Below are 14,737 nucleotides of genomic sequence, written 5' to 3' on the forward strand. Positions count from 1 at the left end.
AGACAAAGCGAGGATGTGAGACTCAAACGAAAGCAATCAAATCATAAATTGATTTTGTTAAATTTAAGCAAACCAGTAGCTGCGAGCCAACTTTTGCGACACGAGAGCTTACCTTTGTTGCTGAGAGCCCGCCTGCTCGTCAGGCTGGTCTGGTCCCGTATCCACTGGCCTCGTCGGGTGCAACGGCCTTCGGGTCGCAGTCGGGCGCTATCTCGGATAGCGATATCACGGCCGGGTCGCGCGTGGTGCGTGCCAGAAAATAGGGGGCGTGTGGAAGGCCACACGCCCCGCGAGATGTTACCAGATATGGACGCGGTCGCCGGGCGCTAGATACAGCGCGTCACCGGGCTTGACCCCGAACGCCGTATACCAGGCATCGACGTTACGGACGATCCCGTTGACGCGGTAGAAGGGCGGCGAGTGCGGATCGGTGAGCAGCCGCGCGCGCGCTGCGCCTTCACGCAGCTTCGCCTGCCACGCCTGCGCGTAAGCAAGGAAGAAGCGCTGGTCGCCGGTCAGCCCGCCGATCACGGGCGCCTTGCCATGCTCCGCCTGGTACTTCTGATACGCGGCATAGGCAGTCTCGACGCCGCCCAGATCGCCGATATTCTCGCCCAGCGTCAACGCACCCTTCACGCGGACACCCGGGATCGGTTCATAGGCGTCAAACTGCTTCGACAGCGCGGCGGTGCGCTGCGTGAAGGCGGTGCGAGCGGCCGGCGTCCACCAGTTCTCGAACTTGCCCGTCGCACTGAACTGGCTGCCCTGGTCGTCGAAACCATGCCCCATCTCATGCCCGATGATCGCGCCGATCGCGCCGTAATTGACCGCCGCATCCGCCTTGGGATCGAAATAGGGCGGCTGGAGGATCGCCGCGGGGAAGGTGATCTGGTTGTTGAGCGGGTCGTAATAGGCGTTCACCGTCTGCGGCGTCATGCCCCAGAGCGTACGATCGACGGGCTTGCCGAGCCGCGAGAGGTCGAGCTGATGCTGGAATTCGCCCGCACGCATCGCATTCCCGACCGGATCGCCCCGGACGACGTTGAGCGATGAATAGTCGATATATTTGACCGGATGGCCGATCCGCGGATCGAACGCGGCGAGCTTGGCCAGCGCTTGCGTCTTGGTCGCGGCATCCATCCAGCTGTTCGCGGTGATGCGCTCCTTGTACGCCGCGCGCAGGTTGGCGATCAGCTCGCCCATCTTCGCTTCGCTCTCGGGCGGGTAATGCCGCTTCACATAGACTTCGCCGACGGCCTCACCCATCGTGCCGTTGACCAGCGCGATGCCGCGCTTCCACCGCGCACGCTGTTCCGGCTGGTCGGCCAGCGTCTTGCCGTAGAAATCGAACGTTGCCTGATCGAACGCCTTGGGCAGCGCACCGGCGCTTGCCGAGGCAAGGCGGAACTTCATCCAGTCCTGCCACGTCGACACGGGCGTCGCGGCAAAGATCTTGCCGAGCTCGGTCAGCGCGGTCGAGTTGGTCATGTAGACGACCGGGAATTGGGCATAGCCCGCGGTCGACAGCAGCAGCGGCCAGTCGAAATCGGGCGCCAGCGCCTTGCGGCCCGCCGCGTCCATCGGCTTCAGCATCGCCTGCAGGTCGCGCGACTGGACCGGCGACCACTGGACCTTGGCCATCGCGGTTTCGAGCGCGACGATCCGGTCCGCCCTGGCCGACGCATCCGTCACCCCGGACAGCGTCAGCATCTTCTCGACATAGGCGCGATAGGCCGTGCGGAAGGTGTCGTATTTGGCGCCCTGCTCGAGATAATAATCCCGGCCGCCCATGCCCAGCGACCCCTGCCCCGCCGCCACCGCATAGCGCTTCGGATCGGCGGGATCGGGCAGCTGCCCGACCTCGACCGGCGACGCATAGCCGACCGTCGAGAACAAGGTCTGGAGCTTCTGCTTGTCGCTGGCGGCGTCGATCTTCGCGAAATAGGGCTTGAGCGGTGCGGCGCCGGCGCGCTCGATCGCGGCCTCGTCCATGAAGCTCGCATAGAGATCGCCGAACTGCTTGGCCCCGGCGCCGACCGCAGCGGGATCGCGCGCGGCATCGTCGAGGATCGCGCGGACCTGCTGCTCGGCCTGATCTGCCAGTATCACGCTGCCGCCCGCGGACGTGCGATCCGGTGCGATCGCCGTACGCTTGTCCCAGGCACCGTTGGCGTGCGTCCAGAAATCGTCACCCGGCTTCACCGCCTTGTCGGCAGCGGTCAGGTCGATCCCGAAGCTGCCATAGCGCGCGCCGCCCGGCGCGCCGGTCTGGGCCGGCCCAGGTGCGGACAGGGCAAGCAGCGCCACCCCCAGCGACAGACGCGAAATACGATTGAACGACATCATAGCTCCTCCAGAAAACCGGGGTTGGATCCCCGAAATGATATGAACGGTACGCATGCGTCAGGCGGGCGTACGCTGCATCAACCGGGCCAGTGCGGCGAGGTTGGGCTTCTGACCCGCATTGAGCAGGCTGGCGCGAAACACACGCGCGAGCAAGACGAACTCAATGCCGATGAACACCGCCAGCATGAGGCCGCTGCCGACGATCTCCATGGTCGAAACCCCGCTGCCGAGCCGCGCGAGCATCGTGAACGGCGTGTAGATCGGGATCCAGGTCAGCACCTTGATCGCGGTCGCGCCGCTGTTCGACAGGACGCCTTGCGCGACGACCGTGAACGGCATCGCGATGACCAGCAGCACGGGCGTCAGATAGCTCTGCGCATCACGCATCGAATCGCTCATCGCACCGATCGCCAGCAGGATCATCGACACCATCAGATAGCCTGCGAGGAAGAAATACAGCATCACCAGGATGATCCAGGGCGAGGCGAGCGGCGCGAGTGCGACGTGCAGGAACGCGCCGACCGCCCCCTGCGTCGCCACCGCGGCGCCGGTTGCGCACAGCCCCCAGACCAGGACCATCGTCAGCCCGACCGCGACCGTCCCCGCGAGCTTGCCATAGAGCAGCTCGTCGGGACTGATGCAGGCGAGTACCGTCTCGATCAGCTTGTTCGAGCGCTCCTCGACCAGCCCCTGCAGGATCCAGTTGCCCGACAACAGCAGCGACATCAGCAGGATATAGGCGCTGAGCAACGGCACCACCGATCGCACCAGCATTCGTTCGCGCCCGCCCCCAGGCGCCGGGGTCGAAACCGCGATCGCCGGGACCAGACTGGTCGCGGTGCGCGCCTGATCGCGCGCGAGCCCGGTCGACTCGAGATAGGCGGTGCGCAGGTCCTGCGTGAGCACGGTCTGCAAGGGCTGGACGAAATTCGCGCCAGGTTGCTCGCTCGACCAGAGACGCACATCGGCGGTCTGCACGCCGAAGCCGCGTGGGATATAGACTGCATAGTCGAGCGGCTTGGCCGTCTTGTTGCCGAATTCGCCCGGCTGGAGCAGCGGCTTGAGCTGCGCATCGAGCGCGCCGGGCGCCGCGCGCGCGATGGCGGGCGGCGTCGGCAGGACCACGAAATCGGCGTCGGGCGCGTCGAACTTCGGCGTTTCCGAGGTCGTCGCCGGCCGCATCGCCGCCAGCGCGGCAGGCAGGCCGCCGGCCTTTACGAACGTCGCGACATCGGCATCACCGAACAACCGGTCATGCTGCGCCCACAGCGCGCTCGGAACGGCACGATCGAGCCCGTAGCGCTGCGCGTAACGCGACAGCGCGGTCAGGATCCGGCGCTGGTGCTCGGTATCGATCCGCGCGCGGATCGCCGCCGCGGCACGGCCATCGGCATCGATCAGCATGACGCGCTGGGTCTTTTCGGACTGAGTCAGGCGGCTCGCGATCGGCCCGACCGCCAGCGCCAGCGGCAGGATCAGCAGCGTCAGCCAGAAGCTGCGCATGCCCGTAATCTGTCGGAACTCGCGCATCGCGACGAGAAGGATATTGTGGGTCATGCTGCATGCTCCGCCATAGCCGGGTCGGCGAGCCCGGCTGGAGGGGTGCCGACAAGATGGAGAAAGACGTCGTGCAGGCTGACGCGGTGCTGGTCGAACCGCCGCAGCGTCACGCCCTGCTCGGTCAGGCATTGCAGCACGTCGGCAGGATCGATCCCCTCGGCCAGCGTCACGTCATAGTCGCGCCAGCCCTGCGCATCGGCCGCGCCGGGCTCCGCGCGCTCGACGCCGGGACACCGCATCGGCGTATCGCGCGCGACGATCGTCAGCCGTGCCGGCAACCGCCCGCGGGCCTCCGCCTGCGTGCCCTCGAACACCTTGCGCCCTTGCGAGAGCAGCAGCAGCCGGTCACACAGCCGCTCGGCATGCTGCATCACATGCGTCGAGAACACGACGGTCGCCCCGCCCCGTGCGGCCTCCAGGATCTCATGTTCCAGCAGCCCCTGGTTCACCGGGTCGAGGCCGGAAAAGGGTTCGTCGAGCAGCAGCAGCTTCGGGCCGTTGACCAGCGTTGCGGCGAGCTGGACCTTCTGCGCCATGCCCTTGGACAGCTTGTCGATCTGCATCTTGGCCGATGCCGCAAGGCCGAACCGGTCGAGCAGCGCATGGCCCTTCGCGCGCGCCGCGGCCGCCGACATGCCCTTCAGCCGCCCGAAATAGGTGACGGTGTCGATCGCGCTCATCCCGCGGTACAGTCCGCGCTCCTCGGGCATAAAGCCCAAATCGGCGGCATTCTCGCGCCCGGGCGGACAGCCGAGTACCGAGATCCGTCCCGCCGTCGGCCGCACGATGTCGAGCACCATGCGCAGCGACGTCGTCTTGCCCGCGCCATTCCCGCCGAGAAAGCCGAAAATTTCCCCCGGCTTTACCGCAAAACTCAGCGCGTCGACCGCGGTCCGCTCCCCGAACCGTTTCGTCACCCCGTCCAGAACCAGTGCGTCCATCGGACCATCCCCCCGTTTAAATTCCGTCTTCGCCCCGTTCATCCTCGTCGACGACCCGCAGCAGATCGCCCGGCTGGCAGTCGAGCACGCGGCAAATCGCCTCCAGCGTCGTGAAGCGGATCGCCTTGGCCTTGCCCGTCTTCAGGATCGACAGATTGGCGAGCGTGATGCCGACCGCCTCCGACAACTCGGTCAGCGTCATCCGCCGCGCATGCAGCATGGCGTCCAGGCTGACCGCGACCGACATCAGACCGTCATCGCCAGGTCGTCGCGCATCCGCGCTCTGATCCGGAAGACGCGCGCGAGCACGAAGATCATCACGACCGCGATCCACCCGCCCAGCGACGGCGTCCATCCGGTCACGTCGAGCTTGAGCAGCGAAATCCAGCGGACGACGCCGCCAAAGGCGAGATCGAGGCATTGCAGCGCCAGCAGCGCCCAGCCAATCCGCGCGAGCCGCGTGGCATTGTCGTCGACGAACGGATCCCCCGCCTCGACCGTCGCGACGATGCGGAGCAGGTTCGAGAAGATCGGATGCAGCGCGACGCCGCCGGCAATGCCGACGAACAGCATCATGCGAATCGCCAGCACCGCCTGGTCCAGATCGAGCAGCGCGCCGTATTTATGCGCCAGCCGCGCGCTCAACATGTCCTGCATCGGCCAAGACAGCAGCAATGCCAGCGCGAACACCGCGGCGCAGACGATATTGAGGACGAGCATCAGCCGAAGCAGCCCCGTCGCCCCCCAAAGAACCCGATCCCTGTTCATCGCCGCCCCCGCCTGCATATTGCAAAACGATATGGGTCCTATCGATAAACGGCAAGTCGATTCATTGGTCCAATTTGGTCGGGACGCTAACCGTCTCGGGGCGACGGCAAAACGGCGCACGATCGGTCTGATCGCGCGCCGCATCGTAGACGGTGCCGCCACCCGCCGCGCCGAAGCGGGGGTGACGTCACGCGGTCGGGCTCAGTAGTGGATCGAGCGGCCGTAGGCGCCCAGCACGCTCTCGTGCATCATCTCGCTGAGCGTCGGATGCGCGAACACCGTCTCCATCAGCTCGGCCTCGGTCGTCTCGAGCTGGCGCGCGACGACATAGCCCTGGATCAGTTCGGTGACTTCCGCGCCGACCATGTGCGCACCGAGCAGCTCCCCGGTCTTCGCGTCGAACACCGTCTTTACGAAGCCCTCGGCCTCGCCGAGCGCGATCGCCTTGCCGTTGCCAATGAACGGGAATTTGCCGACCTGCAGCTCGTACCCGGCTTCCTTGGCCTTAGCCTCGGTCATGCCGACGCTCGCGACCTGCGGGCGCGAATAGGTGCAGCCGGGGATGTTGGCCTTGTCCATCTGGTGCGGCGACCCGCCCGCGATCTTCTCGACCGCGATGATGCCCTCATGGCTGGCCTTGTGCGCGAGCCACGGCGCGCCGGTGACGTCGCCGATCGCCCAGATGCCGTCGACATTGGTGCGGCCATAGCCGTCGGTCTTGATGTGCCCGCGGTCGGTTTCGACGCCGAGCGCTTCCAGCCCAATATTCTCAGTGTTGGGGACGATGCCGATCGCGACGATCGCGTGGCTGAACGTCTCCTCGACGACCTTGCCGTCCTTGTGCTTGATCTTCGCGGTGACGCCGCTGCCCGATGGCGCCAGGCCTTCGAGGCCGGTGCCGGTCAGGAGCTTGATGCCCTGCTTGGTCAGCGCCTTGTCCATGAACGCGGAAACTTCCTCGTCCTCGACCGGCAGGATCCGCGGGAGCATCTCGACGATCGTCACGTCGGCGCCCATGTCGTTGTAGAAGCTGGCGAATTCGACGCCGATCGCGCCCGATCCGATGACCAGCAGCTTGGTCGGCATCTCGGTCGGCACCATCGCGTGACGATAGGTCCAGATCGTCTTCCCGTCGGCCTTGGCGAACGGCAGGTCGCGTGCGCGCGCGCCGGTGGCGACGATGATGTTCTTGGCTTCGAGCTCGACGGTCTTGTCGCCCTGCTTGACGCTCAGCTTGCCCTTTGCGGTCACGGTGCCGACGCCTTCGACGACGGTCACCTTGTTCTTCTTCATCAGGCCCTTCACGCCCGCGTTCAGCTGGCCCGCGACCTTGCGGCTGCGGTCGACGACCTTGGCGAGGTCGAACCCGACATTGTCCGCCTTCAGACCATAGCTCTCGGCATTCTGCATGTAGTGATAGATTTCCGACGTGCGCAGCAGCGCCTTGGTCGGGATGCAGCCCCAGTTGAGGCAGATGCCGCCCAGGCGCTCGCGCTCGACGATCGCGACCTTGAGGCCGAGCTGGCTCGCGCGGATTGCCGCGACATAGCCGCCGGGGCCCGAACCAAGGATGACCAGATCATAGGTGTCAGCCACGTGGAGAGTCCTTCAAGTGAATCAGTTGGAAGCGGGCGGCACGGGCCGCGGTTTGCGATCGTCGCCGACCGCGACGAAGATGAAGCGCGCCTGTGTCACCTTGCAGCTGTCGTTGCTGTGCCGCGCGCGGCGCCATGCCTCGACCTCGATCGTCATCGACGTGCGACCGACCGCGATCAGCTCGGCATAGACCGACACCTCGTCGCCGACGACGACGGGCATGTGGAATTTCATGGCGTCCGCCGCAATGGTCACCGCACGCCCGCCGCTGCGGCGCGAGGCGACCGAACCGGCGGCCAGATCCATCTGCCCCATCAGCCATCCGCCGAAGATGTCGCCGTAAGGGTTCGCATCGGCAGGCATCGCGGTGACGCGAATCGTCGGCGCCTTGTCGGGGGGCAGGTCGGTCACGCGTGGCTCCTGCTGGTCTGTCGGTCGCGGATGCGGGCCTGCCGCAGCGGCCCGATTCCCATGATCACGGTCACGACCATCGCCGCCGCCCCGCACCACCAGATCACGTCCTGCCCGAGCGGATAAGACCAGGCCGCCGCCCAGGTGATCGCGACCGCGACGCCGAGCCCGACGAGGATATGCAGGATCTCGATGAGCGTCCTGGTCATGACGAAACAGCACCGCCCACCACATCCGTTCGCCCTGAGCGAAGTCGAAGGGCACGCGCAGGGGGTGCTTCGACTTCGCTCAGCACGAACGGCGTGGGGGAGGCGGAGTCCATGTCTTTCGAATTACGCCAGCATGCCCAGCGGGTTCTCAACCAGATGCTTGAACGCCTTCATGAACTGCGCGCCGTCCGCGCCGTCGATCGCACGGTGATCGAAGCTGCCGGTCGCCGACATGACGGTCGCCACGGTGAGCTCGTCGCCGATCACATAGGGACGCTTCTCGCCCGCACCGATCGCGAGGATCATCGCCTGGGGCGGGTTGATGACCGCATCGAACTGCGTGATGCCGAACATGCCCATGTTGCTGATCGAGGCGGTACCGCCCTGATATTCCTCGGGCTTCAGCTTGCCGTCGCGGGCGCGGGCAGCAAGGTCCTTCATCCGCGTCGAGATCGACGACAGCGAGGCCGTGTCTGCCCCGACGATGATCGGCGTGATCAGACCCGACGGCGTGCTGACCGCAACCGAGATGTCGGCGCGCTGGAAGCTGATCAGCTGGTCGGGCGTGAACATCACGTTGCAGGTCGGGACCTGCATCAGCGCGACGGCCTGCGCCTTGATCAGCAGATCGTTGACCGACAGCTTCACGCCGCGCGCTTCGAGGCTCTTGTTCAGCTCGCCGCGCAGCTTGAGCAGCGCGTCGAGACGCACGTCCACGGTCAGGTAGATGTGCGGAACGGTCTGCTTCGATTCTGTCAGGCGGCGCGCGATCGTCTTGCGTACGTTGCTGAGCTTGGTCGCCTCGTGCGGGATATCCGGCACGACCGCGGGCTTGGCGGCGGGTGCTGGCGCGGCAGCGGAGGCGGCCGGTGCGGCGGCTTCGGTCGCGGCGGCGGGTGCCGCCCCGGGCTTCGCGCTGTCGACATCAGCCTTGACGATGCGACCCTTCGGCCCCGACCCCGACACCGAACCAAGGTCGATCCCCTTGTCGGCGGCGAGGCGGCGGGCGAGCGGGCTCGCCTTCACGCGGTCACCGCTGGCGGGCTTTGACTCGGGCTTGGACTCGGATGCGGCGCCCGCATCGGCGGGACGACCATGATCCTCGGCCGACGTCTCGGTCCGGGCGACGGGCTTGGCCTCGCTGCCGGTGTCGTTGGGATCCTTGGGATCGGGCTTGGCCTCCGATTCCTTGGCCGCGGGAACGGGCGTCTCGCTCTTGGTCGGCGCGGACACCGAGGACGCATCCTCGCCTTCCTCGGCGAGGATCGCGATGACGGTGCCGACCTTCACATTGTCGGTCGCCTCGGCCACCAAGATCTTGGCGATCACGCCTTCGTCGACCGCTTCGAATTCCATCGTCGCCTTGTCGGTCTCGATCTCGGCCATGATGTCGCCGGACTTCACCGTATCGCCTTCCTTCACCAGCCATTTGGCGAGGGTGCCCTCCTCCATGGTCGGCGACAGGGCAGGCATTTTGATCTCGATCGACATGGAGGTCCCCAGGGCGTTACGTAACGGCATGCCTACTCGCGCCCCCGCCCGTCCGGGTCAACCCCGCGAAGCCGCCTTCCCCTTGCGCGAACCGCATCTGCACGGCACCTAAGCCCGATAAACAGGGGAATATGATGCGTGTCTATCTCGTGGTCATCGACGAGTCGCCCGAGGCGGGTATCGCGTTGCGCTTTGCGGCGCGGCGCGCGGTGAAGACCGGCGGCGGCGTCGAGATCCTCACGCTGATCCCGCCGCAGGAATTCATCGCGTTCGGCGGTGTCCAGGCGACGATCGAAGAGGAGGCGCGGCTGCATGCCGAGGGCCTCGTCGCCGCCGCAGCGGGCACGCTGATCGAGGAATCGGATCTGCGCCCATCGATCACCGTGCGCGAGGGTGAAGGCCCCAAGATCATCCGCGAGATGATCGCCGCCAACCCCAATATTGCCGCGCTGGTGCTCGGCGCTGCGGCGAGCGGTGCGCCGGGCGATCTCATCACCCATTTCTCGGGCACCGACGCGGGAGCGCTGCCCGTGCCGGTCATGATCATCCCGGGGTCGCTGACCAGCGAGGCAATCGACCGGCTGAGCTGACGGTGGCGGGGATGACGAAAGCAAAACGCTAAACCGAGCAAATCCAACACTCCCCGCTTGAGCTCCCCGGCCGAAGCCGCCACGGTGACGCCGATGCCGATCCTCGCCCTTCCGCTGCTCGCCGCAGCCGCCGCCGCGCTTCCCGCGCCCTCCGCCACCCGCCTCAAGGCCGATGTGACCGCGATGGTCGGGTTCGGCACGCGCCACACCGCATCGACCACCACCGATCCGAAGCGCGGCATCGGTGCCGCACGCAGCTGGGCCGCGGCGCGCTTCACCGAGATGGGCCGCGCCTGTGGCGGCTGCGTCACGGTTGAGCGGATCGGCCGCACCGTGTCGGGGCCGCGCGCGCCGACCGGCGTCTATGTCGAGGACGTGCTGGGCATCCAGAAGGGGCGCGACCCGAATCGCGTCGTGATCGTCGGCGCGCATATCGACAGCCGTGTGACCGACGTCATGAACGTGACAAGCGACGCGCCGGGCGCGAACGACAATGCCTCGGGCGTCGCGCTGGTGCTCGAAGCCGCCCGCGCGCTGTCAAAGCGGCAGTTCGACGCGACCATCGTCTATGCGGTGTTTTCGGGTGAGGAACAGGGGCTGTGGGGCGCCGAGCTGCTCGCCGACACCGCCAAGGCGCGCGGCTGGACCGTCACCGCGATGCTCAACAACGACATTGTCGGCAACACGATCGGCCAGGGCGGCGTCCGCATGGCGTCGAGCGTCCGCGTCTTTTCCGAGGGCATTCGCGCATCCGAAGACCTTGCCGCGCAGATCGGTCGTCGCGCGGAGGGTGGCGAGGACGATGGCCCCAGCCGCGCGCTCGCCAAGACGATCGACGGCGTCGCGGGCACGATTCCCGGCGGGCTCGACGTGATGCTCGACCGTCGCCCCGACCGGTTCGGCCGCGGCGGCGATCACGAACCCTTTCTGAAGCTCGGCTATCCCGCCGTCCGCTTCTCGGTCGCGGCGGAGAATTGGGATCGCCAGCACCAGGACCTGCGCACCGAAAACGGGGTCGACTATGGCGACACGATCGCCGGGATGGACTTCCCCTATCTGGCCAAGGTGACCGCGATCAACATCGCCACGATCGCCCGCCTCGCCGCCGCGCCCGCGGCACCGGGCGACGTGTCGATCGCCGGCGCCCTGTCGCGCGACACCCAAGTCAAATGGGCCGCGGTGCCCGGTGCGGCAGGCTACCGCGTCCGCTGGCGGCGCAACGACACGCAGGACTGGAAGGACGTGCGCGACGTCACCGGCACCGAGACGCTGCTCGCCCAGACTCCGGTCGACGACCATTTCGTCGGCGTGTCCGCACTCGGCGCGGATGGCAGCGAGAGCGTCGTCAGTTTCGCAGGCCGCGAACGCCGCCGCTGAGCGCTATCGCGCCGACCCCAGGGTGCCGCCCCGTGTCCGGCTCGGTCCGCGACGCGGGGTCGTCCGCCGATAGGTCACGGGTTCGGTGATATATTCGGTCGTCGTCGTGGTCGTCGTGACCGGCACCGACTGGACGGTGACCGTCGTCGTCCCGTCGCCGGCATAGGCGTCGCTGCCGTGATAGCCGCCGCCGGTGGTCGTCACGGTGGTCATCCCGTCGGGCGACACCCATGTCCCGCCACGCTGCTGGACGGGCGGCAATGGCTGGTCGCGATAGGCGGCCCCTGCAAAGTCCGGCGCCGCTTCGACGCGGGTCGTCACATAGGTCCGCCGCGTTACCGGCCGCGGCTGGCGGCGGGCATAGACCCGGTCGTCCGCCCGCCCGTCAAAGCTTTGCACGTCATAGCGCGGGGCGGCATCGCCTCCATTGGCGCCGTCCCATTCGACCCCGGCACGCGTATCGAAGATCGATCCCCGCGCATCGATCAGCACCGCGTCGTCGAAATAGCGCGTCCAGCGATAGCCCGGCGGCGGCGGCACGAGCCCATAGGCGCGCCAGTCGACGATCCCGAACCGCGGCGCGACCCAATAGGCCGGCAGCGCCCAGCCGCGGTACGGCCGACGATAGCCGCTCCAGCCGCCCGGCGCGTTCGCCCCGGCCGACCAGCCACCATCGACGCTGCTGCCCCGGCGCGCGTCGCTGGACGCGGCGGGCTCCGGGCTTACGCTGACCGCGCTGCGGGCAGGAACGGAATAGGTCGCACCGGGCCGCGATGCCCCGTCCGGAGGCCGCTGCGCCTCGGCAGTCGTGCCCGCCGCCGACATGATCAGTGCGAGACCGACGATCACCTTCATGCGCATGACATCTTCTCCCCTGACGCACCGTACGCTTCAGGGCCGCGTCCTATGCTGACGCAGTGCGTACCAAAGCCGCCCTGGCACGGCCAGCCGCAACCCGGTCCCGATTCGGAGCAGGCGTCAGGTCCGGGCGTCAGCCGATCCGCGACGCCAGCAACGCGACCAGCGCTTCGCACCCGGCTGCATCCTCGGCATCGAACCGTGCCGGCTCGGGGCTGTCGAGATCGAGCACGCCGATCAACCGCCCGTCGCTGACGACCGGCACGACGAGTTCGGACCGGCTCGCCGCGTCGCAGGCGATATGTCCGGGAAACGCATGGACGTCCTCGACCAGCTGGGTCGTCCGCTCTGCCGCCGCGGTGCCGCACACGCCCTTGCCCATCGCGATCCGGATACAGGCGACCTTGCCCTGGAACGGCCCCAGGACAAGCTCGCCCTCGACCGCACGGTAGAAGCCCGCCCAGTTGAGATCGGGCAGATATTCCCAGACCAGCGCCGCCGCATTCGCCATGTTCGCGATCGGATCGCGCTCGTCCACGGTCAGCGCGTCGAGCGCCGCGAGCAGGTCGCGGTACAGATCGGCCTTCGAACCGCCGGAAATATCGAACTGGTACATCGTCGCCTCGTGTCTGCGGTTAGTCTTCGCGAACCCGCCCGCGCCCGGCCTTGACCGAACTGCGGACCTTCTTCGTATCCACCCGCCGTGCCTTGGCGGCGCGGGAGGGCTTGGTCTTGACCCGGTGCGCGTCGCGGTGCTGCGCCTGCGCGATCAGTTCGAGTACGCGGTCGCGCGCATCGGCACGGTTGGCCTCCTGCGTGCGAAACCGGCGCGCGGTGATGACCAGCACCCCCGCCGCGGTCATCCGGCTGCCCGCGACCAGCCTCAGCCGGCGATAGGTTTCGGGGTGCAGGCCCAGCGCGAATATGTCGACGCGCAACTGACACGCGGTCGCCACCTTGTTGACGTTCTGCCCGCCCGGCCCGGAGGCCGCGAGGAACTTCTCCTCGATCGCCCCCTCAAGCAGGGAGGCGTCGATCACGTCAGCCATTATCGGGTTCGGGACGCGGATCCGGCGCGGGTGCCTCATGCGGGGACGGCGTCGCCTCGACGCCCGGTTCCTCGCCGAAGCCCGCGGTCGCGAACCGTTCGGGCAGCGGCGCGATACCGACGACATCGGCCTTGCCCGGCCGCGGCACGACCAGCCGCTGCGCGTGGAGCATCATCCCCAGGCGATCCTTCTGGCCATAGACCGGATCCCCGACGACCGCTGCGCCGAGGCCCAGCGCGGCATGGACGCGGATCTGGTGCGTCCGCCCGGTCTGGGGGATGAATTCGACCAGCGAGCGTCCGTCACGCGTCGCGAGCACGCGCCACCCGGTCCGCGCCGCCTTGCCCTTGGCGTCCTCGACCATCCGCCAGCCCTCTTCGGCGCTGCTGATCTTGCCGAGCGGCATGTCGATCGTTCCGGTTTCCTCGGCAGGAACACCATCGAGCACCGCGAGATAGCGCTTCGAGACCAGGCCCTGCTCGAACGCCTGCTGCAACCGCGCATGCGCCTTGGGATTGCGTGACAGCAACAGGCAGCCGCTTGTGTCGCGATCGAGACGATGCACCGGCATCGGCCAGCGCTGGAATCCGAATTTGAGACTTTCGAGATGATTCTCGAGGCTCAGCGAGCCGTCACGAGGAGGATCGACCGGCAGCCCAGCGGGCTTGTCGATGATCAGGGCCTCGCCGTCGAGGAAAAGTACGCGTTCACCATGCATGTGCCGCCCTTGCCAGCATCTGCGCCCGCATGCCAGAGCCCGCACGATGTTGCGTAGCCCCCTAGTTCTTTCGTTTCTGCTGATCCCGGCCGCCGCCAATGCGCAACTCTGTGCCGGACAGAGCGCGGCGATCGCCGCCGATGGTCGCGCGTTCGGGCATCTGCCTTACGGCGACGCCGCCCCGTCCGAGCTGGTCGCCGCCCCGTCCGACTTCGGCATCCGCCAGACCTGCGTGGTCCGCCGCGACATGCTGCCCGACCTGCTTGGCCTGCTCGCCGCAGCCAAAGCGGACCCGGCGGTGATGGGCGAGTTGCGCGGCCTGTCGTGCCAGCGTTCGATCGCGCAGCAGCGCAGCGTGTTCTGCCGCGAGTCGGGGACATCGGCGGCCGAGCGGGCGATCTCGGTCGCGCCGCCGGGCTATAGCGAACATTCGACCGGCTATGTCGTCGACTTCGCCATCCGTCCTGCCAATGGCTGTCGCGATGCCGAGGCGTGCATGGCGGCGACCCCCGCCGCGCGCTGGCTGCGCGCGAACGCGACGCGGTTCGGATTCGAACAATCCTTTCCCGGCGGCAACAAGCAGAACGTCAAATGGGAACCCTGGCACTGGCGCTGGGTCGGCGTGACCGCCGCTGCACCCGGCGCGGCAAAGGCGCGGTTCGTCTTCGCCAGGGCGCGGCGGTTCTATCCCGCCGACCCGGCGATCCTGCCGCCCGCGCCCCCGCCGGTCGTCGCACCCGCGGTGCCTGTCGCGCCCATGCCCGTGCTCCCGCTCGAAAAGGGCAAACGCCGCAAGCGCTGATCCCTCCGGTCGCCCGGAGGG

Annotated in this window: 16 protein-coding genes; 3 read left to right on the forward strand and 13 right to left on the reverse strand. The window is 67.5% G+C overall.

Going from position 1 to position 14,737, the window contains the following annotated elements:
• Positions 1-297: 297 nt before the first annotated feature.
• The 9 genes from IFT54_RS10760 to IFT54_RS10800 all read right to left on the reverse strand — a co-directional run bounded on the left by IFT54_RS10760 (position 298) and on the right by IFT54_RS10800 (position 9,322).
• Complete coding sequence (locus IFT54_RS10760) at positions 298-2,343, reverse strand: M13 family metallopeptidase (RefSeq protein WP_192070803.1); 2,046 nt, start codon at positions 2,341-2,343, stop codon at positions 298-300.
• Between the two features lie 60 nt (positions 2,344-2,403).
• Positions 2,404-3,903, reverse strand: coding sequence for an ABC transporter permease (locus tag IFT54_RS10765; protein WP_192070632.1), 1,500 nt, complete (start codon positions 3,901-3,903; stop codon positions 2,404-2,406).
• Positions 3,900-4,847, reverse strand: coding sequence for an ABC transporter ATP-binding protein (locus IFT54_RS10770; RefSeq protein WP_192070633.1), 948 nt, complete (start codon positions 4,845-4,847; stop codon positions 3,900-3,902). The genes IFT54_RS10765 and IFT54_RS10770 overlap by 4 nt, the downstream gene beginning before the upstream one ends.
• 16 nt (positions 4,848-4,863) lie before the next feature.
• Positions 4,864-5,094 (reverse strand): helix-turn-helix domain-containing protein, encoded by a 231-nt coding sequence (locus tag IFT54_RS10775; protein WP_037529777.1) that lies wholly within the window; start codon positions 5,092-5,094, stop codon positions 4,864-4,866.
• Positions 5,094-5,615 (reverse strand): DUF2975 domain-containing protein, encoded by a 522-nt coding sequence (locus IFT54_RS10780; protein ID WP_192070634.1) that lies wholly within the window; start codon positions 5,613-5,615, stop codon positions 5,094-5,096. Before IFT54_RS10780 ends, IFT54_RS10775 begins: the two co-directional genes overlap by 1 nt.
• A gap of 201 nt (positions 5,616-5,816) precedes the next feature.
• A complete protein-coding gene (gene lpdA, locus IFT54_RS10785) occupies positions 5,817-7,211 on the reverse strand; it encodes a dihydrolipoyl dehydrogenase (RefSeq protein WP_192070635.1) in 1,395 nt (464 codons plus the stop codon).
• Positions 7,212-7,232: 21 nt separating this feature from the next.
• Entirely contained in the window at positions 7,233-7,574 is a 342-nt protein-coding gene (locus tag IFT54_RS10790) for an acyl-CoA thioesterase (RefSeq protein ID WP_042466532.1), read from the reverse strand.
• Between the two features lie 44 nt (positions 7,575-7,618).
• The gene (locus IFT54_RS10795; RefSeq protein WP_192070636.1) at positions 7,619-7,831 is read right to left on the reverse strand and encodes a hypothetical protein; all 213 of its coding nucleotides are present in this window, start codon (positions 7,829-7,831) and stop codon (positions 7,619-7,621) included.
• A 123-nt stretch (positions 7,832-7,954) separates the two neighbouring features.
• Positions 7,955-9,322 (reverse strand): pyruvate dehydrogenase complex dihydrolipoamide acetyltransferase, encoded by a 1,368-nt coding sequence (locus tag IFT54_RS10800; protein ID WP_192070637.1) that lies wholly within the window; start codon positions 9,320-9,322, stop codon positions 7,955-7,957.
• A 134-nt stretch (positions 9,323-9,456) separates the two neighbouring features.
• Between IFT54_RS10800 and IFT54_RS10805 the strand changes: the two genes are divergently transcribed.
• Together IFT54_RS10805 and IFT54_RS10810 are read left to right on the forward strand one after the other, a co-directional pair.
• Positions 9,457-9,912 carry a universal stress protein gene (locus IFT54_RS10805; protein ID WP_159512752.1) on the forward strand — a complete coding sequence of 152 codons (456 nt, stop codon included), beginning with the start codon at positions 9,457-9,459 and terminating at the stop codon, positions 9,910-9,912.
• A 93-nt stretch (positions 9,913-10,005) separates the two neighbouring features.
• A complete protein-coding gene (locus IFT54_RS10810; protein WP_192070638.1) occupies positions 10,006-11,289 on the forward strand; it encodes a M20/M25/M40 family metallo-hydrolase in 1,284 nt (427 codons plus the stop codon).
• Between the two features lie 3 nt (positions 11,290-11,292).
• On the opposite strand, the gene IFT54_RS10815 is transcribed toward IFT54_RS10810, so the two are convergent.
• The 4 genes from IFT54_RS10815 to IFT54_RS10830 form a co-directional block, all read right to left on the reverse strand.
• The gene (locus tag IFT54_RS10815; RefSeq protein WP_192070639.1) at positions 11,293-12,150 is read right to left on the reverse strand and encodes an RcnB family protein; all 858 of its coding nucleotides are present in this window, start codon (positions 12,148-12,150) and stop codon (positions 11,293-11,295) included.
• 130 nt (positions 12,151-12,280) lie between these two features.
• Positions 12,281-12,763, reverse strand: a complete 483-nt coding sequence (locus IFT54_RS10820; RefSeq protein WP_031439458.1) for a GAF domain-containing protein — start codon at positions 12,761-12,763, stop codon at positions 12,281-12,283.
• 19 nt (positions 12,764-12,782) lie between these two features.
• A complete protein-coding gene (arfB, locus tag IFT54_RS10825; protein ID WP_056406103.1) occupies positions 12,783-13,196 on the reverse strand; it encodes an alternative ribosome rescue aminoacyl-tRNA hydrolase ArfB in 414 nt (137 codons plus the stop codon).
• A complete protein-coding gene (locus tag IFT54_RS10830; protein ID WP_192070640.1) occupies positions 13,189-13,914 on the reverse strand; it encodes an RluA family pseudouridine synthase in 726 nt (241 codons plus the stop codon). The genes arfB and IFT54_RS10830 overlap by 8 nt, the downstream gene beginning before the upstream one ends.
• 46 nt (positions 13,915-13,960) lie before the next feature.
• Here IFT54_RS10830 and IFT54_RS10835 point away from each other — a divergent pair, with 46 nt between their 5' ends.
• Positions 13,961-14,716 carry a M15 family metallopeptidase gene (locus IFT54_RS10835; protein WP_192070641.1) on the forward strand — a complete coding sequence of 252 codons (756 nt, stop codon included), beginning with the start codon at positions 13,961-13,963 and terminating at the stop codon, positions 14,714-14,716.
• The last annotated feature ends 21 nt before the right edge of the window (positions 14,717-14,737 follow it).

Source organism: Sphingomonas sp. CFBP 13714, from assembly GCF_014842205.1.
Taxonomy (GTDB): Bacteria; Pseudomonadota; Alphaproteobacteria; order Sphingomonadales; family Sphingomonadaceae; genus Sphingomonas; species Sphingomonas aerolata.